Annotated in this window: 15 protein-coding genes, 3 rRNA genes and 1 riboswitch; of the genes, 15 read left to right on the plus strand and 3 right to left on the minus strand. The window is 39.6% G+C overall.

Going from position 1 to position 25007, the window contains the following annotated elements:
* Positions 1-10: 10 nt before the first annotated feature.
* The 10 genes from guaA (MHH70_RS14450) (at position 11) to MHH70_RS14495 (ending at position 13391) form a co-directional block, all read left to right on the plus strand.
* Positions 11-1315: a glutamine-hydrolyzing GMP synthase gene (gene guaA / locus MHH70_RS14450; protein ID WP_107943746.1), complete on the plus strand. Its 1305-nt coding sequence runs from the start codon at positions 11-13 to the stop codon at positions 1313-1315.
* A gap of 23 nt (positions 1316-1338) precedes the next feature.
* Entirely contained in the window at positions 1339-1662 is a 324-nt protein-coding gene (locus MHH70_RS14455; protein WP_107943747.1) for a WYL domain-containing protein, read from the plus strand.
* 394 nt (positions 1663-2056) lie between these two features.
* Positions 2057-3610 carry a glutamine-hydrolyzing GMP synthase gene (gene guaA / locus MHH70_RS14460; protein ID WP_342473213.1) on the plus strand — a complete coding sequence of 518 codons (1554 nt, stop codon included), beginning with the start codon at positions 2057-2059 and terminating at the stop codon, positions 3608-3610.
* Positions 3611-4476: 866 nt separating this feature from the next.
* The gene (locus MHH70_RS14465; protein WP_342471809.1) at positions 4477-5169 is read left to right on the plus strand and encodes a response regulator transcription factor; all 693 of its coding nucleotides are present in this window, start codon (positions 4477-4479) and stop codon (positions 5167-5169) included.
* A 242-nt stretch (positions 5170-5411) separates the two neighbouring features.
* On the plus strand, positions 5412-6473 hold the full coding sequence (locus MHH70_RS14470) for a siderophore ABC transporter substrate-binding protein (RefSeq protein WP_342471810.1): 1062 nt from the start codon (positions 5412-5414) through the stop codon (positions 6471-6473).
* Between the two features lie 19 nt (positions 6474-6492).
* A complete protein-coding gene (locus MHH70_RS14475) occupies positions 6493-7512 on the plus strand; it encodes an iron chelate uptake ABC transporter family permease subunit (protein ID WP_342471811.1) in 1020 nt (339 codons plus the stop codon).
* Positions 7509-8573, plus strand: coding sequence for an iron chelate uptake ABC transporter family permease subunit (locus tag MHH70_RS14480; protein WP_107943751.1), 1065 nt, complete (start codon positions 7509-7511; stop codon positions 8571-8573). Before MHH70_RS14475 ends, MHH70_RS14480 begins: the two co-directional genes overlap by 4 nt.
* Positions 8570-9322 (plus strand): ATP-binding cassette domain-containing protein, encoded by a 753-nt coding sequence (locus MHH70_RS14485; protein ID WP_066165835.1) that lies wholly within the window; start codon positions 8570-8572, stop codon positions 9320-9322. Before MHH70_RS14480 ends, MHH70_RS14485 begins: the two co-directional genes overlap by 4 nt.
* Positions 9323-9628: 306 nt before the next feature.
* The gene (locus MHH70_RS14490; RefSeq protein ID WP_066165837.1) at positions 9629-10165 is read left to right on the plus strand and encodes a DUF420 domain-containing protein; all 537 of its coding nucleotides are present in this window, start codon (positions 9629-9631) and stop codon (positions 10163-10165) included.
* Between the two features lie 157 nt (positions 10166-10322).
* On the plus strand, positions 10323-13391 hold the full coding sequence (locus MHH70_RS14495) for an ATP-binding protein (RefSeq protein WP_342471812.1): 3069 nt from the start codon (positions 10323-10325) through the stop codon (positions 13389-13391).
* Between the two features lie 218 nt (positions 13392-13609).
* On the opposite strand, the gene MHH70_RS14500 is transcribed toward MHH70_RS14495, so the two are convergent.
* The 3 genes from MHH70_RS14500 to MHH70_RS14510 all read right to left on the minus strand — a co-directional run bounded on the left by MHH70_RS14500 (position 13610) and on the right by MHH70_RS14510 (position 17026).
* Positions 13610-14866: an MFS transporter gene (locus tag MHH70_RS14500; RefSeq protein WP_107943754.1), complete on the minus strand. Its 1257-nt coding sequence runs from the start codon at positions 14864-14866 to the stop codon at positions 13610-13612.
* Positions 14867-14889: 23 nt separating this feature from the next.
* A complete protein-coding gene (locus tag MHH70_RS14505) occupies positions 14890-15540 on the minus strand; it encodes a metalloregulator ArsR/SmtB family transcription factor (RefSeq protein WP_107943755.1) in 651 nt (216 codons plus the stop codon).
* 331 nt (positions 15541-15871) lie between these two features.
* Entirely contained in the window at positions 15872-17026 is a 1155-nt protein-coding gene (locus MHH70_RS14510; RefSeq protein ID WP_107943756.1) for an alanine--glyoxylate aminotransferase family protein, read from the minus strand.
* A 305-nt stretch (positions 17027-17331) separates the two neighbouring features.
* A riboswitch (purine riboswitch) is annotated at positions 17332-17432 on the plus strand.
* 113 nt (positions 17433-17545) lie between these two features.
* Here MHH70_RS14510 and MHH70_RS14515 point away from each other — a divergent pair.
* The 5 genes from MHH70_RS14515 to rrf all read left to right on the plus strand — a co-directional run bounded on the left by MHH70_RS14515 (position 17546) and on the right by rrf (position 24932).
* Entirely contained in the window at positions 17546-18877 is a 1332-nt protein-coding gene (locus MHH70_RS14515; protein ID WP_107943757.1) for an NCS2 family permease, read from the plus strand.
* A 120-nt stretch (positions 18878-18997) separates the two neighbouring features.
* Positions 18998-19291, plus strand: coding sequence for a DUF5316 family protein (locus MHH70_RS14520; RefSeq protein WP_342471813.1), 294 nt, complete (start codon positions 18998-19000; stop codon positions 19289-19291).
* 530 nt (positions 19292-19821) lie between these two features.
* Positions 19822-21376, plus strand: a 16S ribosomal RNA gene (locus tag MHH70_RS14525).
* 392 nt (positions 21377-21768) lie between these two features.
* Positions 21769-24696, plus strand: a 23S ribosomal RNA gene (locus tag MHH70_RS14530).
* A gap of 120 nt (positions 24697-24816) precedes the next feature.
* Positions 24817-24932: ribosomal RNA gene (gene rrf / locus MHH70_RS14535) — 5S ribosomal RNA — on the plus strand.
* The 16S, 23S and 5S rRNA genes sit together here, the layout of an rRNA operon.
* Positions 24933-25007: the final 75 nt, after the last annotated feature.

Below are 25007 nucleotides of genomic sequence, written 5' to 3' on the forward strand. Positions count from 1 at the left end.
TTGTGTCGGGATGAAGCAAGACAATATTTTAGTATTAGATTTAGGAAGCAGTGAAAACACAACGATTGCTCGTTGGATTCGTGATTTAGGTGTGTATAGTGAAATCCATCCACATGATATTACCGCTCAAAATATTCAAGATTTAAAAACGGTTAAAGGAATTATTTTAAATGGCGGTGAAAATAATATCGTTGATGGCGAAGCAATCGACGTATTAGATGAAATTTATAATTTAGACATTCCTGTTATTAGCGTAGACCACCCATCAACTAAAGCATCCAAAACATTAACTAAATGGCCGAACGAGGAAGAAACGAAAGCTTTTTTAAAGGAATTCGTTTTTGATACATGTAAAGCTGAGGCTAACTGGAATATGAAAAATTTCATTGAGGACCAAGTCGCTTTAATTCGTCAGCAGGTTGGCGATAAAAAGGTGCTTTTAGCCCTGTCAGGCGGTGTGGATTCATCTGTTGTAGCAGCATTACTTATTAAAGCAATTGGGAAACAATTAGTTTGCGTGCACGTAAACCATGGTTTAATGCGTAAAAATGAATCTGAGGGCGTTATCGCTATGTTTGAAAAGGACCTTGAAGAAAACCTTGTTTATGTAGATGCAAGCGAGCGTTTTTTAGGAAAATTGAAAGGTGTAAGTGAGCCGGAGGAAAAACGTAAAATTATCGGTAATGAATTTATTCGCGTCTTTGAAGAGGAAGCACGCAAGCTTGAAGGAATTGACTTCCTCGCACAAGGGACAATCTACCCAGATATCGTAGAATCAGGTACAAAAACGCATAAAGTTGTAAAATCGCATCATAATGTAGGTGGACTTCCAGAGGATTTACAATTTGAATTAGTGGAGCCATTATTCCAATTATTTAAGGATGAAGTGCGTGCATGTGGCGTTGAGCTTGGACTTCCTCATGATATGGTGTATCGCCAGCCATTCCCAGGACCGGGGCTTGGCGTGCGCGTGTTAGGTGAAATTGAACCTGAGCGCCTTGAAGCAGTACGTGAATCAGATGCCATTTTACGTGAAGAATTTGCGCTTGCAGGATTGGACCAAAAAGTATGGCAATACTTCACAGTCGTACCAAACTTTAAATCTGTTGGTGTGCGCAACAATGAGCGCACATACGAATATCCAGTCATTATTCGCGCAGTTAATACAGTAGATGCAATGACAGCAACTATTGAACAAATTGACTGGCCAATCCTATTAAAAATTACAGACCGTATCATTAATGAAGTAAAGCATGTCAATCGCGTATGCTACGACCTGTCTCCAAAGCCAGGCGGCACGATTGAGTGGGAGTAATTATAGGAGAGCTGTAAACCCTTTTGTGTCAAGGGTTTACAGCTCTTTTTTGTTTTTATTGCACTATTTTTATCTTTCGTCCTGATAATAAAATTAAAATAGAAATTCATTGTCAGGAGAGAGGTCTCAATATGCTAAAGAATCATCTTTGGGATAGTGTAACGATTTCTCCTATAAACGATAATATGTATCTCTTTGAAGCTTATGTGAATGAAAAGGATTTGAATTTTATTTCCTCTTTATTAAGTAAAATGGGTAAACATATTAAAGTAGTCTCACCAAAACCTTTAATACAGAGATTAATTAATGAGTTAGAGGAAATTTCAGCAATGTATCAGAATAGCTAGAATTTCTAATTTAAAGGTATATTCCTTTTTAAAAGCAGATATTATGTATTCCATTGGAAAATATCCCGGTTTTTATTTTGGGGATAGTGAGGGGATAGGTGCATTCTTTATCTCAATTACCTTTTTCAATTGATTTAAAATGATTAACTTTTTAAAAGATTAAAAGCACTGTTCTTTTGTTTCGATGGATTTTGGTTTTTTCGGAGAGTTTCCTTTAATAAAAAAAGAATATTTCATCAATTTTGCTAGCAGTTGATTTTCCTTTTATTAACGGTTAAAATTTAAAAAATAAAATGTGGTGTTACTACTTACTAGAAATGAACGCGTAGAAAGCATGACTTCCACGCGTTTTTCGTGATTGTAGACTGCATTAAATATACTAGAAGAGGTGAAAATTGTGGCAACTCCTTTAATAAAAGAGCAAGAAAAGATTGTCGTTCTCGATTTCGGAAGTCAGTTCAATCAATTAATTACGCGTCGTATTCGTGAATTCGGTGTTTTTTCGGAATTACATTCACATACAATTACAGCGCAAGAAATTAAAGAAATGAACGCGATAGGAATCGTATTTTCAGGCGGTCCAAATTCTGTTTACGATGATGAAGCGTTCAAAGTAGATTCGGCTATTTTCGATTTAGGCTTACCGATTTTGGGTATTTGCTATGGTATGCAATTAATCGCACATACACAAGGTGGTAAAGTAGAAAGCGCGGAAACTCGTGAATACGGTAAAGCAGAAATTAATATCGTGCAGGAGAACAAATTGTTCGGAAATTTACCAAAGGAGCAAATCGTCTGGATGAGCCACGGTGACCACGTAACAGAAGTACCGGCAGGCTTCGAAATAACGGCTACAAGCCCTGCATGCCCAATAGCTGCTATGGCAAATGTAGAGCGTCAGCTATATGCAGTTCAATTCCACCCAGAGGTACGTCACTCTGTTCATGGCAATGATTTATTGAAAAACTTCGTGTTTAATGTGTGTGGTGCGAAGGGCGACTGGTCGATGGCAAACTTTATCGATATTGAAATTGCTAAAATTCGCGAGCAAGTAGGCGACAAACAAGTACTTTGTGCATTATCAGGTGGTGTAGACTCTTCAGTTGTAGCAGTATTAATCCATAAAGCAATTGGCAATCAATTAACATGTATGTTCGTAGACCACAACTTAAACCGCAAAGGTGAAGTAGAGCAAGTAATGAAAACTTTCACAGAAGACTTTGAGATGAAAGTAATTAAAATTGACGCTCGGGAGCGCTTTATGAGCAAGCTAAAGGGTGTATCAGACCCAGAGCAAAAGCGCAAAATCATCGGTAACGAATTCATTTATGTATTTGACGAGGAATCAGCAAAGCTAGATAACATGGACTTTTTAGCGCAAGGCACGCTTTATACAGATATCATTGAATCAGGCACAGCGACAGCACAAACAATTAAATCTCACCATAATGTAGGGGGATTGCCAGAGGATATGAAGTTTAAGCTAATTGAGCCCCTTAATACATTATTCAAAGATGAGGTACGTGCATTAGGGTTGGAATTAGGTTTGCCGGAAGCAGTAGTATGGCGTCAACCATTCCCAGGCCCGGGTCTAGGTATCCGTGTGCTAGGTGAAGTAACAGAGGAAAAATTAGAAATTGTACGTGAAGCAGACTATATTTTACGTGAAGAAATTAAAAATGCAGGCCTTGAGCGCGATATTTGGCAATACTTCGCGGTACTACCAGATATTCGTTCTGTAGGCGTAATGGGCGACGGTCGCACATACGACTATGCAATCGGCATTCGCGGTGTAACCTCTATCGACGGGATGACATCGGACTGGGCACGCATCCCATATGATGTATTGGAGAAAATTTCTGTACGTATTGTCAATGAAGTAAAGCATGTTAACCGCGTGCTGTATGATATTACAAGTAAGCCACCTGCGACGATTGAGTGGGAATAGTAGTAGGAGAGTTAGAAACCCTTGATTATAAGGGTTCCTAACTCCTTTTTTGTTAATTCTTCGAGCTTCACTACTAAAATAGCGTTTGGTGGTAATTTGTTACAGTTTAGCGAATGACTTGATTGAAAGTTAATTTATTTTGACATTATCTTATAAGTTATAGAAGTATCAAAAATAACTATATTGCTTATAAAAATGCTTAGAGAATAATCATGAGAAGAGAAAGTACGCTTGCTTCTAAAAATAGAATAGAAGTAAAATATTTACTATAAACAAAAAACTCATTACAATATATATTGAATCAAAGCTTTAACAGTTACACGAACATAAGGGACCTTTTTGGCTAACATTAACTAGCCTTTTATAAGGTTTTCATAGGTGCTCGTCTTATCGTCTTAATAGTTTGAGAGTAAGAAATTGTTTCAGGTGTGTTGATTATGAAAATATTGGATATTGATGCGTGTGTTTTAATGCAGAGAATGCACTGTTAATAAAGGATTTACTTGTTGGTTGGAGTGAAGGTGGCGACTCCATCGGGACAAAGTGTAGGGAGGCTAAAACTGCCTCGTCCTGCGGCAACGCCTCCATGACCAACATCCTGTTGGCCTCGCGCTGAAAATCCATTTATTTCGGTGACAATCGAAATAAATTAGTTGAAGCCATGCCTGCGGAAAGCGTCCCCCGCAACGGAAATCAACAAATTTCCTAGGCACTTTTTGTAAAATAAAGGCTAATCAACACACCTGGTAATTTACATAAATCTATCTTAATAAGTTGTTATAATATTTTTTAGAAATTTAAGATTTATAAATCTGATATTCTTTTGAGATAAATTATTTTAGGTAGTGAAGTAGAGGTGACTGTAAATGAAGCGGGTGTTGGTAATCAAGAACGGGCGGTCTTTAGCAAAAAAAATCGTAAGTGGTTTAACACAAGAAGGTTATTTCGTCGTAACACTTCATAATGAAAATGAAGGTTTAAATATAGTATATGAGCAGGATTGGGATATTATCGTATTGGATTGGGATTCATTAAGTATATCTGGACCAGAAATTTGTAGACAAATAAGGGTGGTTAAAACGACACCAATAATTATTGTGACTGATAAGATATCTAGCAAGGACTGCATAGCAGGATTAAAAGCAGGGGCAGATGATTATATAAGAAAACCATTTGCCAAAGAAGAATTAGTGGCAAGAATAAAAGTTATATTAAGACGAGAGGATTGTATTCGGGCAAACGTGACCAATCTCTTTCAGTTTAAAGACCTTTTGGTTGATGAATCTCATAGCATTGTAACAAAAGGTGGTGAGAATCTTCCCCTCACTAAGCGCGAGTACGACTTACTTTTATTTTTAATCAAAAATAAAAATAAAATATTGAGTCGTGAAATGCTGTTAGATCAGGTTTGGGGATATGATGTAGCAGTCAATCAAAATGTAGTAGATTTATATATTGGGTATTTAAGAAAAAAGCTAAAGTGTGAGAAGAAAGACCGCTATATACAAACAATCCATGGCAGAGGCTATTCTATGATTGAAAAGTACGATAAAGGGTAGTTTACAATATTAAATAGATTTGAAAAACACGAGTATCAATGGCTTTAGCCAATGATACTCGTGTTTTATTATTTTGAGAAAATGTATCATTTTTAGTCATTCACAAGATTTTCACATAATTAATGATTATACTAATCCACAGAACGTTCAATTGAAAATGATTATCAATACCAATTACAATTAAACATAATCTATTGACTATATCATTTTCGCAATAAATTATAGGATGAAGGAGTATATGTATGAAGAAATCTATGTTTTCAAAATTAATGATTATGGTGGCAGTTTTAACATTAATGTTAGCTGCTTGCTCAACTTCGAACAATGAAGAAAGTAATCAAAGTAATGAAACGAACCAAAGCAGTGAAAGTAACCAAGGGTCAGAGTCTGCTAATGAGAGTGAAGAAGTTGCTGAGCCTACGACGGTTGAAATCACTGATGTTCATGGAACGGTTACTGTTCCTATAAATCCAAAGAATGTAATTGCTTTAGATAATAGAACTTTTGAAACTTTATCAGATTGGAATATTGAATTAGTTGCTGTGCCAAAGGATGTAATGCCTGCGGATTCACCATATGTAAAAGATGAATCGATTCAAAATATTGGAAATCACCGTGAGCCAAATCTTGAAATTATTGCTGCTGCAAACCCTGAGCTTGTCATCGTTGGTCAACGATTTGCTGGCTATTATGAAGACATCAAAAAATTAGTGCCAAACGCTGCTGTTATTGACCTTAATTTTGATGTTTCTGAGGAAGCAGCTACACCTGGTGCAAATTTAGTAAATGGACTGAAAGATGCTACAATCGCATTAGGACAAATTTTCGATAAAAATGAAGAAGCGAAACAATTAGTAGCTGATTTTGATAAAGCGATTGAAGATGCTAAATCTGCCTATAATGGAACAGATAAAGTAATGAGTGTGATTGTTTCTGGTGGTAATATTGGTTTCGCAGCTCCACATTCTGGACGTGTTTGGGGACCAATGTACGAAATCTTTGGATGGGCTCCAGCATTAGAGGTTGACAAATCTACTTCAGACCACCAAGGCGATGAAGTTTCTGTTGAGGCTATTGCACAAAGCAATCCGGATTGGATTTTCGTATTAGACCGTGATGCGGCAGTATCTGCTGAAAGTGGTTCTGTTCCTGCCAAGGACGTTATTGATAATTCACCTGCACTTCAAAATGTAACAGCTATTTCTAAAGGGCAAATTATTTATGCGCCAAATGACACTTATACAAATGAATCACTCCAAACGTATTTAGAGTTATTTGAAAACCTTGCAAACACTTTGAAATAGTGTAAAGGAGTATAACATAGTGCCGAAAAACATAATTGCCGGGGTTGAGAGTAATTCTCAGCCCCAGCTTTATAACCACAATAAAATATGGACAAAACCTTTTATACTAACGGTCATAGTTGTTATTATTTTAGGGATTATCTCACTGTTTACCGGAGTTTATGATATACGTGGACAAGAGGATGGAATGGAGATGTTTTTCATCACTCGCGTTCCGAGAACGGCCGCATTAATGCTTACGGGAGCCGCCATGGCAATGGCAGGGCTCGTTATGCAACTGATTACACAGAACCGTTTAGTTGAACCTACTACAACAGGAACGATTGAATGGGCAGGTTTAGGGCTTCTTTTTGTATACTTGTTATTCCCCGCACCAACGTTACTTTTAAGAATGACTGGTGCTATCATTTTTTCCTTTATAGGAACGACGATTTTCTTTTTATTTTTAAGAAGAGTTAAGCTGCGCTCGTCTTTAATTGTCCCAATCATTGGGCTGATGCTAGGCGCAGTTATTTCCGCTGTATCTACTTTCATCGGGCTTCTTTTTCAAGCGACGCAAAATATTGAAACATGGTTTGTCGGTTCTTTTGCGGCAGTCCAAGTTGGAAGATATGAATATTTATGGCTTATTGTCATTGTGACATTGCTTATTTTTATTTATGCTAATCGCTTAACTTTAGCTGGGCTAGGGGAAGATGTTGCGACAAGTCTTGGCGTGAATTACAATCGGATTGTTCTTTTAGGTACGGGTCTTATTTCTTTTGCAGTTGGTATTGTTGCCGCTGTTATTGGGAATTTACCTTTTTTAGGTTTAATTGTGCCGAATATTGTTTCAATGTTTAGAGGAGACGACCTGAGAAGTAATTTGCCTTGGGTATGTGTGATTGGGATGGGGACGATCACTGTTTGTGATATTATTTCTCGAACAATTATCAAGCCTTTCGAAGTACCTGTTTCTTTAATACTTGGCACAATCGGGGCAGTCGTATTTATTGCTATTTTATTGAGACAAAGAAAACCAAGGAGGCTAGAAAGATGAACGCGTTAGGTTATAGAAATAAAGAAAATGTTGAAATCGAATCTAGCCTACCTATTGAAAAAAGGTCAGCTCGAGCTTTTCGCTCTAAAAAAGAAGAAAAGCGCTATTGGATTTTGCTTATTACATTGATTGCTTTAGGCATTCTCGCCTCGTATGGGCTTTTAGTTTATAACAATCCTGTTCCAATAGATTCACCGTCCTTTATCCCTGTTGTTATGAGAAGGATTGTGGCGCTTGTGGCAATGATTATTGCGGCAGTTTGTCAGAGTTTATCCACTGTTGCTTTCCAATCGATTACTAATAATCGAATTATCACTCCTTCACTTTTAGGTTTTGAATCGCTTTATTCAACAATTCAGACGAGTACTATATTTTTCTTTGGTGCGAGTGCATTAATAAATTTTAGTGGTGTTGGGTCATTTTTCTTTCAAGTAATTGTGATGGTCTTGATGAGTTTAATTCTTTATGGATGGTTACTTTCTGGAAAGTACGGAAATTTACAACTTATGCTCTTAGTTGGAATTATTATTGGAACAGGGCTGAGTTCTATCTCAACTTTTATGAGAAGACTGTTAGCACCTTCTGAGTTTGATATTTTACAGGCAAGATTATTTGGTTCTGTTAATAATGCAGATGCTGAATATTTCCCAATCGTAATTCCAATGGTCATAATTGTAGCATTATTACTTCTTGCTAATTCTAAGAAGCTAAATGTACTGTCACTTGGGAGGGATGTATCAACTTCATTTGGCGTAAAGCATCAATCGAGTATCATTTATACGCTTATATTAGTTTCGATTTTGATGTCAATTTCAACGGCCTTGATTGGACCACTTACTTTCTATGGATTTTTAGTAGCAACTTTGAGTTATCAAGCAGCGCCAACTTACGACCATCGATATATTTTCCCAATGGCTCTTGCTATCGGATTTTTAGTAATAACGAGTGCATACTTTTTAATGTATCATGTATTCAATGCGCAAGGTGTAGTTTCAGTTATTATTGAACTATTAGGTGGAATCATATTTTTAACTGTTATTTTAAGGAAGAGGGCTCTATGATAAAAATTGATAATGCGAGAAAATTGTATACGGATAAAGTAAAAATAGGACCTTTGAATATTGAAATACCGAAAGCGGGTCTGACGTCATTGATTGGCCCAAATGGCGCGGGAAAGTCTACAACACTTTTAATGATTGGCAGACTTTTAAATATGGATGAAGGGCAAATTATGGTAGCGAATATGGATGTTTCTGCATCAAAATCAAAGGACTTAGCAAAGGTTTTAACGATTTTGCGACAAGAAAATCATTTTGTAACGCGACTTACTGTTAGACAACTAGCTGGATTTGGACGTTTTCCTTATTCAAAGGGGAGATTAACGAAAGAGGATGAGGCGATTATTTCTAAATATATTGATTTTTTAGATTTGACTGATTTGGAAAATCGGTATTTAGATGAGCTTTCGGGTGGGCAAAGACAGAGGGCATATGTCGCAATGGTTTTGTGTCAGGAGACGGAATATGTGCTTTTGGACGAGCCTCTAAACAATCTGGACGTGGCTCGTTCTGTTCAAATGATGGAGCATTTAAGACATGCTGCTATTGAATTCGGAAGAACAATTGTAACTGTAATGCATGATATAAATTTTGCAGCTAAATATTCTGATCGAATTTGTGCGATGAAAGATGGACAAATTGCCACTTTTGGAACGGTAGAAGAGGTAATGAATGCGGAAGTTTTGACCGATATTTTCGAAACGAAAATCGAGATTATCGAAGGTCCATATGGGCCGATAGCTATTTATTAGTAATAAAGTGAACCTTCAATTAGTGGGGGTCTTACAGCCTGCTCCTGCGGTTACTCGTCGCAAACAAATTTGTTAATACGGGATAAAATTGTTTACCGTAGCTCATATAGATTATAGCGGAAGTTGCTATCTGGATTTTACAGATGGCAGCTTTTTTACTGTTATTACATGGCTTTTTGAACGCTCTACTTCTAAGTTTCGCCACTAAATCGTGACAAATAATTCATTTCTTTTAGTTTAGATGTAGTATAATTTATTGTAATGATGCTAAAAAATTGGTTAGGCTATTTTAGGAGTTGAAAACAGATGAATAATGTAAAACAACGAAATTATAATCCGCTGATTTGGGTTTTATCTATTGTTGTAATAGGGGTTATTTTTGGGACATACTTTTTGCCAAAAAGTACGGACGGTACAATTTTGGGCATGCAATTAACGGTATTGCCGATGCTAAATGCGTTTTTGAATAGCTTTACATTTCTCTTTTTACTGATTGCTTTAATTATGATTAAAAAGAAAAATATTCAATTGCATCGAACATTTATTATTGCTGCATTTGTCTCTACATTTCTATTTTGTATTTCGTATTTAACGTATCATGCGATGGCTGAATCGACTAGCTATGGTGGAGACGGTATATTGATGTATATTTATTATTTTGTGCTACTTACACATATCGTTCTTGCAGCATTGATTGTACCACTAGCCTTAGTTACGCTAGGCAGAGGTTTGAATATGCAAAAAGAAAAGCACCGAAAAATTGCGCGCTGGACGATGCCGCTTTGGTTGTATGTTAGTTTTACAGGTGTGTTAGTATATATAATGATATCACCATATTATTAATGAAAAGAACCGATGTTCTTGAAAGTTTATTAATAAAAATCCATTTTGATGAATTTTTTCAAAATGGGTTTTTTGTATTTTCATATGAGGTTAATATATTTATGAGAGAAGTGGTCGGTAAGTAAGGGAATAAGTACATGAAGTGAGGATGAGCTATTTGTTAGTTAGGTATAAACGATATGTATTAGTATGTATAGCAGCCTTATTTTCAATTATGTTGATAGCTAGCTGTAGGGTTGCTGCGTCGGGGGTATTTGATTTCAGTGACCAGCTCCAAACGAAAGATTTTTATACAAATTTAGATGGTGAATGGCACTTTTTTGAAGAAAAATTATTAACGCCAGACGAAGTGAAATTGCAACGGGGGGAAGTCGTTACACTCCCAAGTTCATTTCAAACCCATATGGGAAATACCAATTCATTTGGGACATATAGTACAACAATTAAAATTCCTGAAGAATATGTGGGGCAAGCGTTAGCCATTTATATACCTTATCAATACAGTGCGTACACCTTTTTTGTAGACCAAGATGAAATCTCTAGAAATGGTGTAGTTGGGCAAGACGCATCTTCACATGCTTCGGAAATGTCACCGAGCATAGGCTATTTTTTTGCACAATCAGATGAGGTATTGCTCACGATTCAAGTATCTAGCTTTGAGCATATTCGTGGTGGACTTGAAAACTCGATTTATTTTGGGGAAGCATCAACTGTCTCGCGGAAGTTTAATATAAATACAATCGCCACTCTTTTTATTAACGGCAGTATTTTTATCATTGGTTTGTTTATGGTTCTTTTTTCTTTACATCGTAGACAAGAGCGGGCATTTTTTATATTTGGTATGTTTTCTATGCTTATTTCTGCGCGCGCTTTATTCGCGGTTCCGTTTTACTATACACTGATTTTTTCAGAAATGTCTTGGTTATGGGGGACTAGATTAGAATACATATTGACAGAGGCAAGTTCGCTATTCTATGTCATTTTATTATGGCATTGGCATAAAGAGGAGTTTTCAAAAAGGGTGCTTTACGTGCTAGCTATTGTACATACAGCGCTTATTGTTACAACTTTATTTACACAACCGGTATTTTTCCAAGCGCTCTTTTTCCAAGTCTTTTATTTAGCTGTTCCTACCTTTTTCTATTTAATTTATGTAATTTATAAGAGCATTCGTAATCAAAATAGAAATGCAAAAATCAATTTAATTGGAATGGGCATTATCTTTTTAGCCTTTTTTAATGATTTTGCAATCGGGAAAAATTGGTATCAATCATGGGAATTAATGCTGCCGGCTGTTGGTGTTTATGTATTGCTCAATGTCATCCTTATGAGCAAAGATTTTGCAGAGAGGACGCAGAAAACGGAGCAACAAAACAAGCAATTATTAGCATTAAATGCTTCGAATGAGGAGCTTGCTATTCAACTTCAAAAAGAGATTAAGCGAAAGGACGAATTTCTTGCGAATACATCGCATGAGCTTCGAAATCCATTACACGGAATCATTAATATTACACAGTCTATTTTACGAAATAAATCAAGACAGTTAGATGCTAAAATGCAGGACGATTTGGCTCTTCAACTAACAATTGGGCACCATATGTCAAGGACAATAGAAGATTTATTGGATATTACTCGTCTGAAGGAGCATCGAATTCAACTCCAACTAGAGAATATAGATATTAAAGCAATTTCCATAGGTGTTATCGATATGCTTAAAGTGCTTATCGAAAATAAAAACATTGAAATGGAAGTGAATATTTTAAATGACTTTCCTCATGTAATTGCAGATAAAAACCGTTTGATTCAGATTTTATTTAATCTTCTTCATAATGCCGTTAAATACACAGAGGAAGGTACAATTACTATTACTGCCGATACGAAGGACGGAATGGCCCATATTTATATTGCAGATACGGGCATTGGAATGGATGAACAAACACTCCAAGTTATTTTTGAACCATATGAACAAGGGGATTCTAGTATTACCGCTATTGGGGGTGGGCTCGGTCTTGGGTTAAGCATTTGCAGGCAGTTAGTGGAGCTACATAGGGGGTCATTGCGAGCGAGCTCTGTTTTAGGCGAGGGCTCAGTCTTTGCATTTACATTACCGTTAGCGGGAGGCTCAATTGAAAAGCCGATAGCAACGGCTTTACTTATAGATAAAGATGAGTCTCCTTTAAACGAAATTGCGAGTGCAGTGATTGAAACAGCTACTAAAAGTACATTATCGTCATATAGACCAAAAATTTTAGCAATTGACGATGACCCAGTGAATCTAAGGGTGTTAACAAATATTCTTTCAGAGGATGCATATGAGGTAGAAACTGTTACTAGCGGAAAAGAAGCGTTGAGAAGGCTTGAAGGGAATGACTGGGATTTAATTATTTCAGATGTAATGATGCCGAATATGTCTGGATATGAATTAACTCGTTTGATTCGTGAAAAATTTTCCATGGCTGAGCTTCCAATATTGCTTTTAACCGCTCGTGGACTTACGGAAGATATTTATACTGGATTTTTAGCAGGGGCAAATGATTATGTTGTCAAACCAGTTGATGCTATAGAGTTAAATGCGCGGGTGCATGCGCTAACTAATTTAAAAGTATCTATTAATGAGCGATTAAGAATGGAAGCGGCATGGTTGCAGGCTCAAATACGCCCACATTTTTTATTAAATACACTGAATGCAATTGTTACATTAAGCGAAACAGATATGTCGAGAATGATTCAGCTTCTCGATAAATTCACAATTTATTTGCAAAGTAGCTTCTATTTGAAAAATGTAGATAAACTTGTCTCTCTTGAATCTGAGCTTGAATTGATTGAATCCTATTTATATATTGAAAAGGAGCGGTTTAGGAACAAGTTATATGTAATATGGGAAATAGATGAAGTCGAAAATGTAATGATTCCACCTTTGTCAATTCAAACGTTAGTAGAGAATGCGGTCAACCATGGCATATTAAAGCGAATCGACGGAGGAACAATCATTATACGAATTCGCAAAAATGACAGCTATACGGAAATTTCTGTTATCGATAATGGTGTAGGGATGGATGAGGAACAGGTTAAGCAAATTTTCACGATTCAATCTGACCAAAAAAGAGGGATAGGGCTTGTTAATACTGAGCAACGTTTGAAGCAGTCTTACGGCAAAGGTTTAGAGCTTAAAAGTGCAGTGAATGTGGGGACTACGGTTACTTTTACTGTACCAAATCATATTTGATGTAACTTCCAGGTGCTGTTTAAAAAAGCAGCTCCTTTTTTTCACTCCAATAAAAATTTGATTTTCACATATTTTAATTCAAAGGAAAGCTACTAAACCAGTGCTTTAGAAATGTCTTTCTATTTTTCTTTGATGAAATATCACCGAAAGCGCCTCAAAAGCAGTGCATTGCCTGCTTTTAAGGCGCTTTCCTTAAATGAAAAGAGGGCGCTATAGCCTCATGTTTTGCGATACCATATGATAACAGGTATAAGTAATAATGATAAAATGCCACCGATTAAGGATAGGGTAGTAAAGCTAGAGTTCGCAACAATGATTCCTGAAAGTGCCCCACCCGACGCCCCTGCTAGTGCAATGAAAACATCGATTGTACCTTGTACTTTAGCGCGGGAGGAGGGTTCTGTGGAATCAACAATCTGGGCTGTTCCACTAATTAATCCGAAATTCCAGCCTAAACCTAATAATGAAAGGGCGACTATTAAAATAAACATCGAATCACTTGGTGCATAAGCAGCTAATAGACCTGCAAGTAATAATGTAATACCAGATGCAATACTCATAGCTGTTCTACCAACTTTATCTACTAGAACGCCTGTTACAAGTGAAGGGAGATACATTGCACCAATATGAAAGCCGATAACGATTCCTACTGCACCTAAGCTATGACCATGATGCTGCATATGAACAGGTGTCATTGTCATAATAGCGACCATGACAATTTGAGTAAGAATCATAACAACTGCACCAATAATAATTCCTTTTTTATTGCTGGAAGTAATAGCAGGGGCTATTCCATCAGATTGCTGCTGTTGATGAGCTTCAATTGCTTTAGCTAAGAGTAGGGGGTCTGGGCGAAGCATAATAAAAAGTATGCAGCCCGCCATAATATACGCAACAGCGGATAATATAAATGGCCCAGCTAATGAGGGAATATTAAAGAGCTGCGCGAATTTTCCCATAACTTCAACTAGATTTGGTCCTGCAACAGCACCGAATGTCGTCATAACCATCGTAGTACTTATTGCTTTAGCACGTTGCTTTTTATCTGCTAAGTCAGTTCCTGCATAACGAGCCTGCAAATTTGTCGCGGTTCCCGCGCCATATATGAAAAGCGATAAGAATAATAAAAAAACACTATTAATTAAAGTAGCTATAATAACGCCAATTGCTCCAAGTCCTCCAGCAATAAAGCCTGAAGTAAGACCTACACGCCGCCCATATCGCTGAGAAAGCCTCCCAACTATAAAAGCTGCACCTGCAGAGCCTAATGTAAAAAGGGCAGAGGGTAATCCAGCAAATGCGTCAGTTCCCAGCATTTGTTGGGCTAGCAGGGCACCTACAGTGACACCAGCAGCAAGACCTGCTCCACCAAAAATTTGTGATAAACTCACAACCATTAAAACTTTTTTGTACATCCTTTTTAATTTTTCAGGAGACTCTACATATTCCTTAATCAAATGATTTGTAGTATCCATGTAGGTTAACACCATCTTTCCGGCTAGTTAATTGCATTCATCCAATCTTGTACACTTTCTTGTAAGCGCATAGCATGGATTCCATTTGAATTTAAAATTTCTACAGCTTTAGCTGACATTAAACAATAAGGACCTCTACAGTAAGCAACGATTTCACAGTTTACTGGTAGAGACGAAAGATGTTCTTCGAGTTCTTCAATTGGGATTGAGATTGCGCCAGGAATATGCGCAGCTTCATATTCTTCCTTAGGACGTACATCTAAAAGAAGAACTTGACCAGATTCCATTTTCTCTTTTAATTCGGATAAAGAAATACCTTCTAAGCCTATTGTATTATTCAGGAACTCCTCTTTAATTTGTCTTACTTCTACATATTGCCTTTCAGATAATTGGAATAAAGAATCTAAAAAATGGGATATTTCTATACTAGCTAACTCGTATATCACATAATTGCCATCCTTCTTGAATTTTACTAATCTAGCTCCATATAGAACTTGTAAATGCTGCGAAACATTTGCAATAGACATTCCAGTTGTTTTTGATAAAGCTTCAACAGATTTTGGTCCTTGCTGCAAAAGGTCAAGAATTTCTAATCGTTTAGGACTAGAAACACATTTCCCGATTCTTGCAAACTCTTGATACAAGATATTTTTTAATTGTCGTTCATCAACCATTTAATCTTCCACCTCAACTATTCAATTAATTTATTGAATAGTTGAATTGTACTCTTACTCAAATCAAAATGCAAGTTGTTAATTTGATTGATAGCGAGAAATACAGCAACGAGGAAGGCAAGTTTCCCCGTTGAACTTAAATCTATATGCTTATCATATGAAGCAATCGAGAGCAGAAGTTGAAGTGTTGATTCTAGGGATGTGAATCTTGTACGGGGCTGCTTAAATTTTATAAGTTTGCAAGCCAAAACGAAGCAATATTATGTAGTTCATATTATCTTCAATTTCCTAACAAATAAAGGAGGAGCTAATAAAGCGCCTCCTTCATTTATTATTTTGCATTTTCTAAAAATACTTTTTGTGCGGCAAGTACGCCTGCGCCTGGTGTAAAGTCATATTTAAAGTCTTGTAGAGCAGCTTCGATTAATGAAACGGCTTGTAGCACATCACTAGGGAAGCAATAGCCCATGTGACCAAAACGGAAAATTTCGCCTTGTAACGGGCCCAACCCACCTGCAAAGTCAAGATGATACGTTGATTTCAAATGTGCTACAAGGTCACCTAATGCGATACCTTGAGGTGCTTTAATTGCTGTAATTGTTGGCGAAGCATAGCTGTCCTCTGTTAATAGCTCGATATTTAATGACATCATTGCAGCACGCACCATTTTTTTCATCACATGATGGCGTTTGGCAGTTTGTTCAATTCCACCTTCCTCTGCAATGAGCTTACATGCCTCGTTTAAGCCATATAATAGCGTAATAGCAGGCGTGTTCGGCGTCATATCTTTTTCAGCCCAGTTTTTATAGCTAAGTAAGTTTAAATAATAGGACTGTGTCTGGTTAGCCTCGATAACTTGCCATGCTCGCTTACTTACAGCTACTAATGATAAGCCGGGAGGTAACATCATCGCCTTTTGGGAGCCTGTTACTAAAATATCAATACCCCATTCATCCATTTTCACTGTCACGCCACCAATACAGCTTACTCCATCTACAATAACTAACGCATCTGTTTCTTCGCGTACAACTTTTGTTAATTCTTCAATTGGATTTAAAACCCCTGTAGATGTTTCGTTGTATGTTATAAAAACAGCCTTGACTTTCGGTATATGCTGTAAAAAGTCACGCAGCTCCTGGGCGTTACATGCTTCGCCCCAAGTTTTCTCTAGCTTATGTACTTGGAATTTATGCTGCTCACAAATAGAAACAAAATAATCACCGAATGCACCAACTGTTATGACAACAACATTTTCACCAGCTGAAACAGTATTCACAGCAGCAGCTTCAAGTGCCGCAGTACCACCAGATGGTAAAAATAATATTTCTTCTTTAGTGCCGAATACAGGCTTTACTAAGTTAACAGTTTCACGATAAAGTGCAACAAATTCTGGTGTTCGGTGACTAATAATGCTCTTGTTCATCGCCAACTCTACACGCTTTGGAATTGGTGTAGGGCCAGGGTGACGTAAAATATTTTCATACATAGCTTGCCATCTCCTTTAAAAAGCTGAATTTTCCAACTATATATTATAATAAGAAATATTTAAGAAAATAGACAGTGTTTTGCTATAAGTGGTGTAGCATAGGGCTTTCCTTACTATATAGTATGCAGGAAAATGCAGATTAAATAGTAAGAAAATAAAAATGAAAAGGGATTGTTCATTATTAATGTTTGAAATAATTGGATTTGAAAATAAAAATAATGCGTTTTCACGAACTTTATAAAGATAAATTGGGAAAATGTTCGGAAATGAGTTGAAAAATGAAAAATGAGATGATATATTATTGAATGTAAATTAAATAACGTCGTCGTATAATAGCGGGAATAGGCTCGCGAGTTTCTACCAAATCACCGTAAATGATTTGACTACGATGTAAGTAGATTTGTATTGTAATATACATATACTTTATTCGTAGACATGTCATTTTTGTGGAAATGGCATGTCTCTTTAGTTGGTTTTATTTCCAAGGATTATAGACGATTAACGGAGGCGCAATTCACAATGAAAAAATATTTCGAGTTTGATAAACTTGGAACAAACTACCGTAGAGAGATTCTTGGTGGGTTTACAACATTCTTGGCGATGGCTTATATTCTAATTGTCAATCCATTAACATTAACGCTTGATGATGTTCCAAATTTACCAGAAGCACTACGTATGGACTATGGGGCAGTATTCGTTGCTACAGCAGTTGCAGCAGCTATCGGTTCATTTATTATGGGGATTTTTGCAAGATATCCATTAGCATTGGCTCCGGGTCTTGGCTTAAATGCATTCTTCGCCTATACGGTAATTTTAACGAATGGTAGCCCATGGCAACATGCATTAGCTGCCGTATTTGTATCAGGTGTATTCTTCTTAATTTTAACATTAACAGGTTTGCGTGAAAAATTAATTAATGCTATTCCATTAGAGCTTAAATTAGCTGTTGGTGCAGGTATCGGTTTATTCATTGCATTCATAGGTTTAAAAAATGCTGGCATCGTAGTTGCTAATCCTGCAACATTTGTTGGGATTGGTAATTTAACAGACCCACAAGTTTTATTGGCGATTTTCGGTATTATCATTACGGTTGTTTTCTTGGTTCGTGGTATAAAAGCAGGCGTATTTTTAGGGATGGCCATCACTGCAATCGCAGGTATGATTTTTGGTTTAGTGGAGTTGCCATCAGGCATTCTAGCAGCACCTCCATCAATTGAGCCAACATTTGGAGCGTTATTCTCAGCGTTTGGTGATGCTGAATTTTACACATTATCAATGCTTTCAGTAATTTTAACATTCTTATTTGTAGATTTTTTTGATAACGCAGGTACATTAATGGCTGTAGCAAATCAAGCGGGCTTCGTAAAAGATAATAAATTGCCACGTGCTGGTAAAGCGTTAATTTCTGATTCAATTGCAACAATCATCGGTTCTATTTTCGGTACATCAACAATTACTTCATTCGTTGAATCTTCGTCTGGTGTTGCTGCGGGTGCTCGTACAGGCTTTGCTTCAATCGTAACAGGTGTACTATTCTTGTTATCTTTATTCTTTTTACCACTATTAAGTGTTGTCACTACTGCCGTAACAGCTCCTGCTTTAATTGTTGTAGGTGTTTTAATGGTTGCATCACTTGGTAAAATTGATTGGGAAAAATTCGAGGTGGCTGTACCAGCATTCTTTACGATGTTAATGATGCCTTTAACATTTTCTATCGCAACAGGTGTAGCGATTGGTTTCGTATTTTATCCATTAACAATGATTGTTAAAGGTCGAGCAAAAGATGTTCACCCATTAATGTATGTATTCGGTTTAATCTTCTTACTTTACCTTGCGACAGCGGCTCATTAATAATTAATACCTTAGCTACTCAGACGAATAATGCGTTTGGGTAGCTTTTTGCATCTAAAGGTGAAACCAAAATGTAGTTGTTTGCGTATAACATTAATAACAAAGAATGGAGGGATGAGGTTGAAAAGAAAGTACTTCTTTTACGGTGTTCTAATAGCTGTTGGTGCAGTAATTGTGGCACTTATTTCAGGAGGCACACAAAAGATAGTAGGGTTTGCTGGTGGAGTAGGATTAATTTTATTAATAATTAGTATGTTGTTATCAGGTGCATTTATTAGTGGCGATCGCATGCGAGCTAATCAAACAGCAGATACAAGGGAAAGAAGCAAGCAGCGTGATAATAGTATAGAAAATCTTTTAATCATGTCTTTCCCATCGTTAGTAATAGCTATTCTTTTTTATTGGCTGCTGTAGCTCGATTTATACAGAGGACTAATTTTGTATACAGCCAAATTAAAGTACGAAGGAATTTATGATAGATTTTGAAGATGCGTTTTCTAAATATATTAGAAATAATTGATGTAATCGTACCGAAGTCAAAGAATCAAACTGTACAGATTTGACAAGGGAAATTACTTTACTACGATTTATATAAATAGGAAGAAACTAAATATTTCTATCGGCATTAAAATCTGAATATTTTTTCTTTTAATAAATGGTTGCAATATAGAATGATATAGGTGTATATTAATAAACGTTGTTGCGAAACAAACGCATAACAAAAATAAAAAGTCGTTGACAAATAGATTTATTTGTTTTAATATATTAAGCAGTCGCTTAAAACGACACATGAACCTTGAAAACTGAACAAGCAAGACGTGAATGAATAAAGTTTCATTGAATAGATGAAACACAATTTTGGACATCGAATGAAGATGCCAGCAAATGTTTTAATGTATCGAAAGCGAAGCGACAGATACAAATTTGAGCTTACTCAAATTCTTTTTATGGAGAGTTTGATCCTGGCTCAGGACGAACGCTGGCGGCGTGCCTAATACATGCAAGTCGAGCGAGTGTTACTTTGGTGCTTGCACCGAAGTAACGCTAGCGGCGGACGGGTGAGTAACACGTGGGCAACCTGCCCTGTAGATGGGGATAACTCCGGGAAACCGGGGCTAATACCGAATGATACTTTGAGACCCATGTTTTAAAGTTGAAAGATGGCTCTGCTATCGCTACAGGATGGGCCCGCGGCGCATTAGCTAGTTGGTGAGGTAATGGCTCACCAAGGCAACGATGCGTAGCCGACCTGAGAGGGTGATCGGCCACACTGGGACTGAGACACGGCCCAGACTCCTACGGGAGGCAGCAGTAGGGAATCTTCCACAATGGGCGAAAGCCTGATGGAGCAACGCCGCGTGAGTGAAGAAGGTTTTCGGATCGTAAAACTCTGTTGTAAGGGAAGAACAAGTGCCGTAGTAACTGGCGGCACCTTGACGGTACCTTATTAGAAAGCCACGGCTAACTACGTGCCAGCAGCCGCGGTAATACGTAGGTGGCAAGCGTTGTCCGGAATTATTGGGCGTAAAGCGCGCGCAGGCGGTTTTTTAAGTCTGATGTGAAAGCCCCCGGCTCAACCGGGGAAGGTCATTGGAAACTGGGGAACTTGAGTGCAGAAGAGGAAAGTGGAATTCCAAGTGTAGCGGTGAAATGCGTAGAGATTTGGAGGAACACCAGTGGCGAAGGCGACTTTCTGGTCTGTAACTGACGCTGAGGCGCGAAAGCGTGGGGAGCAAACAGGATTAGATACCCTGGTAGTCCACGCCGTAAACGATGAGTGCTAAGTGTTAGGGGGTTTCCGCCCCTTAGTGCTGCAGCTAACGCATTAAGCACTCCGCCTGGGGAGTACGGTCGCAAGACTGAAACTCAAAGGAATTGACGGGGGCCCGCACAAGCGGTGGAGCATGTGGTTTAATTCGAAGCAACGCGAAGAACCTTACCAGGTCTTGACATCCCGTTGCCCACTATGGAGACATGGTTTTCCCTTCGGGGACAACGGTGACAGGTGGTGCATGGTTGTCGTCAGCTCGTGTCGTGAGATGTTGGGTTAAGTCCCGCAACGAGCGCAACCCTTGATCTTAGTTGCCATCATTCAGTTGGGCACTCTAAGGTGACTGCCGGTGACAAACCGGAGGAAGGTGGGGATGACGTCAAATCATCATGCCCCTTATGACCTGGGCTACACACGTGCTACAATGGACGGTACAACCGGTTGCCAACCCGCGAGGGGGAGCTAATCCGATAAAACCGTTCTCAGTTCGGATTGTAGGCTGCAACTCGCCTACATGAAGCCGGAATCGCTAGTAATCGCGGATCAGCATGCCGCGGTGAATACGTTCCCGGGCCTTGTACACACCGCCCGTCACACCACGAGAGTTTGTAACACCCGAAGTCGGTGAGGTAACCTTTTGGAGCCAGCCGCCGAAGGTGGGATAGATGATTGGGGTGAAGTCGTAACAAGGTAGCCGTATCGGAAGGTGCGGCTGGATCACCTCCTTTCTAAGGATATTTTCGGAATATCTCCTACGGAGATAACATTCACGGATTGCTGTTCAGTTTTGAAGGTTCATCAATGGATGAATACTTCTTATTGTGCTCCTGCGGTTACTCGTCGCAAATACGCGAGGAAGCAAATACAGGTAGCCTATTTGTTCTTTGAAAACTGGATAAAACGACATTGAAAGTAACAAGTTTTAAATAGATCAAGTAATTGATCGTGTAAGTTCTTAAATCTTATTTCTTTTATGAGATAAGTTGTAACTAACATGAGGGTTTCAAGACACGAGTAGGACAAGGAAGCGATTGAGCGATAGAAGGAGCGTACTTAAGTACGTGACTGACAGAGTGAATGAAGCTGACGCAGTCATACGATGTGTATTGAAAGCTGAATAGGTTAAGTTATTAAGGGCGCACGGTGGATGCCTTGGCACTAGGAGTCGATGAAGGACGGCACTAACACCGATATGCCTCGGGGAGCTGTAAGTAAGCTTTGATCCGGGGATTTCCGAATGGGGAAACCCACTATGTTTAATGGCATAGTATCCATACGTGAATTCATAGCGTATGGAAGACAGACGCAGGGAACTGAAACATCTAAGTACCTGCAGGAAGAGAAAGAAAATTCGATTCCCTGAGTAGCGGCGAGCGAAACGGGAAAAGCCCAAACCAAAGAGCTTGCTCTTTGGGGTTGTAGGACACTCTATACGGAGTTACAAAGGAATGAAGTAGATGAAGCGACTTGGAAAGGTCCGCCAGAGCAGGTAAAAGCCCTGTAGTCGAAAGTTCATTCCCTCCAGAGTGGATCCTGAGTACGGCGGAACACGTGAAATTCCGTCGGAATCCGGGAGGACCATCTCCCAAGGCTAAATACTCCCTAGTGACCGATAGTGAACCAGTACCGTGAGGGAAAGGTGAAAAGCACCCCGGGAGGGGAGTGAAAGAGAACCTGAAACCGTGTGCCTACAAGTAGTTAGAGCCCGTTAATGGGTGATAGCGTGCCTTTTGTAGAATGAACCGGCGAGTTACGATAACGTGCAAGGTTAAGCTGAGAAAGCGGAGCCGCAGCGAAAGCGAGTCTGAATAGGGCGAAGGAGTACGTTGTCGTAGACCCGAAACCAGGTGATCTACCCATGGCCAGGGTGAAGGTAAGGTAACACTTACTGGAGGCCCGAACCCACGTACGTTGAAAAGTGCGGGGATGAGCTGTGGGTAGCGGAGAAATTCCAATCGAACCTGGAGATAGCTGGTTCTCTCCGAAATAGCTTTAGGGCTAGCCTCGTGATTGAGAATACCGGAGGTAGAGCACTGTTTGGACTAGGGGGGCATCTCGCTTTACCGAATTCAGACAAACTCCGAATGCCGGATATTTATACACGGGAGTCAGACTGCGAGTGATAAGATCCGTAGTCAAGAGGGAAACAGCCCAGACCACCAGCTAAGGTCCCAAAGTAATCGTTAAGTGGAAAAGGATGTGGCGTTGCTTAGACAACCAGGATGTTGGCTTAGAAGCAGCCATCATTTAAAGAGTGCGTAATAGCTCACTGGTCGAGTGACACTGCGCCGAAAATGTATCGGGGCTAAACGATTCACCGAAGCTGTGGATTGACATCTACGATGTCAGTGGTAGGAGAGCGTTCTAAGTGCGTTGAAGTCAGACCGGAAGGACTGGTGGAGCGCTTAGAAGTGAGAATGCCGGTATGAGTAGCGAAAGACAGGTGAGAATCCTGTCCACCGTATGACTAAGGTTTCCTGAGGAAGGCTCGTCCGCTCAGGGTTAGTCGGGACCTAAGCCGAGGCCGATAGGCGTAGGCGATGGATAACAGGTTGATATTCCTGTACTACCTCCCCACCGTTTGAGCAATGGGGGGACGCAGGAGGGTAGGGTAAGCAGAGCGTTGGTTGTCTCTGTTCAAGCAGTAAGGCGTGTGTGTAGGCAAATCCGCACACTCTAACGCCAAGCTGTGATGACGAGTCCGTATGGACGAAGTTCCTGATCTCACACTGCCAAGAAAAGCCTCTAGCGAGGTGGGAGGTACCCGTACCGCAAACCGACACAGGTAGTCGAGGAGAGAATCCTAAGGTGTGCGAGAGAACTCTCGTTAAGGAACTCGGCAAAATGACCCCGTAACTTCGGGAGAAGGGGTGCTCTTGAGCGTGCAAGCGCATGAGAGCCGCAGTGAATAGGCCCAGGCGACTGTTTAGCAAAAACACAGGTCTCTGCAAAACCGTAAGGTGACGTATAGGGGCTGACGCCTGCCCGGTGCTGGAAGGTTAAGAGGAGTGGTTAGCGCAAGCGAAGCTATGAATTGAAGCCCCAGTAAACGGCGGCCGTAACTATAACGGTCCTAAGGTAGCGAAATTCCTTGTCGGGTAAGTTCCGACCCGCACGAAAGGCGTAACGATCTGGGCACTGTCTCAACGAGAGACTCGGTGAAATTATAGTACCTGTGAAGATGCAGGTTACCCGCGACAGGACGGAAAGACCCCGTGGAGCTTTACTGTAGCTTGATATTGAATTTTGGTACAACTTGTACAGGATAGGTAGGAGCCAGAGATCTCGGAGCGCCAGCTTCGAAGGAGGCGTCGGTGGGATACTACCCTGGTTGTATTGAAATTCTAACCCGTGCCCCTTAGCGGGGTAGGAGACAGTGTCAGGCGGACAGTTTGACTGGGGCGGTCGCCTCCTAAAAGGTAACGGAGGCGCCCAAAGGTTCCCTCAGAATGGTTGGAAATCATTCGTAGAGTGTAAAGGCACAAGGGAGCTTGACTGCGAGACCTACAAGTCGAGCAGGGTCGAAAGACGGGCTTAGTGATCCGGTGGTTCCGCATGGAAGGGCCATCGCTCAACGGATAAAAGCTACCCCGGGGATAACAGGCTTATCTCCCCCAAGAGTCCACATCGACGGGGAGGTTTGGCACCTCGATGTCGGCTCATCGCATCCTGGGGCTGTAGTCGGTCCCAAGGGTTGGGCTGTTCGCCCATTAAAGCGGTACGCGAGCTGGGTTCAGAACGTCGTGAGACAGTTCGGTCCCTATCCGTCGTGGGCGTAGGAAATTTGAGAGGAGCTGTCCTTAGTACGAGAGGACCGGGATGGACATACCGCTGGTGTACCAGTTGTCGTGCCAACGGCATCGCTGGGTAGCTATGTATGGACGGGATAAGTGCTGAAAGCATCTAAGCATGAAGCCCCCCTCAAGATGAGATTTCCCATTACGCAAGTAAGTAAGATCCCTCAAAGACGATGAGGTAGATAGGTTCGAGGTGGAAGTGTGGCGACACATGGAGCTGACGAATACTAATCGATCGAGGACTTAACCACAATTAAAACTTGTTTCAATGTTCGTTTATCCAGTTTTGAAAGAACAAACACTTTCAAGGAATGTCTACTAAAAGCACCACATCCTGTGGTAACGTAGACGCCAGCACATCCATGTGCAAGTGAAGTAATGATGGCAGAGAGGTCACACCCGTTCCCATACCGAACACGGAAGTTAAGCTCTTTAGCGCCGATGGTAGTTGGGGGCTTCCCCCTGTGAGAGTAGGACATTGCTTCGCAATCAAAACCACTGAGGAATCAGTGGTTTTTTTATATGGAAAAGAAGCCCCCAACTACCAAAGACCGAAGGTCAG

Origin of the sequence: Metasolibacillus sp. FSL H7-0170 (genome assembly GCF_038593115.1) — a bacterium.
Classification (GTDB): Bacteria; Bacillota; Bacilli; order Bacillales_A; family Planococcaceae; genus Metasolibacillus; species Metasolibacillus fluoroglycofenilyticus.

What these genes read in the sequence shown, in the direction of transcription:
- MHH70_RS14485 (WP_066165835.1), top strand. Translation starts at nt 8,570, where the DNA reads ATGATAAAAATTGATAATGCGAGAAAATTGTATACGGATAAAGTAAAA.
- MHH70_RS14470 (WP_342471810.1), top strand. Translation starts at nt 5,412, where the DNA reads ATGAAGAAATCTATGTTTTCAAAATTAATGATTATGGTGGCAGTTTTA.
- MHH70_RS14515 (WP_107943757.1), top strand. Translation starts at nt 17,546, where the DNA reads ATGAAAAAATATTTCGAGTTTGATAAACTTGGAACAAACTACCGTAGA.
- MHH70_RS14500 (WP_107943754.1), bottom strand. Translation starts at nt 14,866, where the DNA reads ATGGATACTACAAATCATTTGATTAAGGAATATGTAGAGTCTCCTGAA.
- MHH70_RS14510 (WP_107943756.1), bottom strand. Translation starts at nt 17,026, where the DNA reads ATGTATGAAAATATTTTACGTCACCCTGGCCCTACACCAATTCCAAAG.
- MHH70_RS14490 (WP_066165837.1), top strand. Translation starts at nt 9,629, where the DNA reads ATGAATAATGTAAAACAACGAAATTATAATCCGCTGATTTGGGTTTTA.
- guaA (WP_107943746.1), top strand. Translation starts at nt 11, where the DNA reads ATGAAGCAAGACAATATTTTAGTATTAGATTTAGGAAGCAGTGAAAAC.
- MHH70_RS14505 (WP_107943755.1), bottom strand. Translation starts at nt 15,540, where the DNA reads ATGGTTGATGAACGACAATTAAAAAATATCTTGTATCAAGAGTTTGCA.
- MHH70_RS14480 (WP_107943751.1), top strand. Translation starts at nt 7,509, where the DNA reads ATGAACGCGTTAGGTTATAGAAATAAAGAAAATGTTGAAATCGAATCT.
- MHH70_RS14465 (WP_342471809.1), top strand. Translation starts at nt 4,477, where the DNA reads ATGAAGCGGGTGTTGGTAATCAAGAACGGGCGGTCTTTAGCAAAAAAA.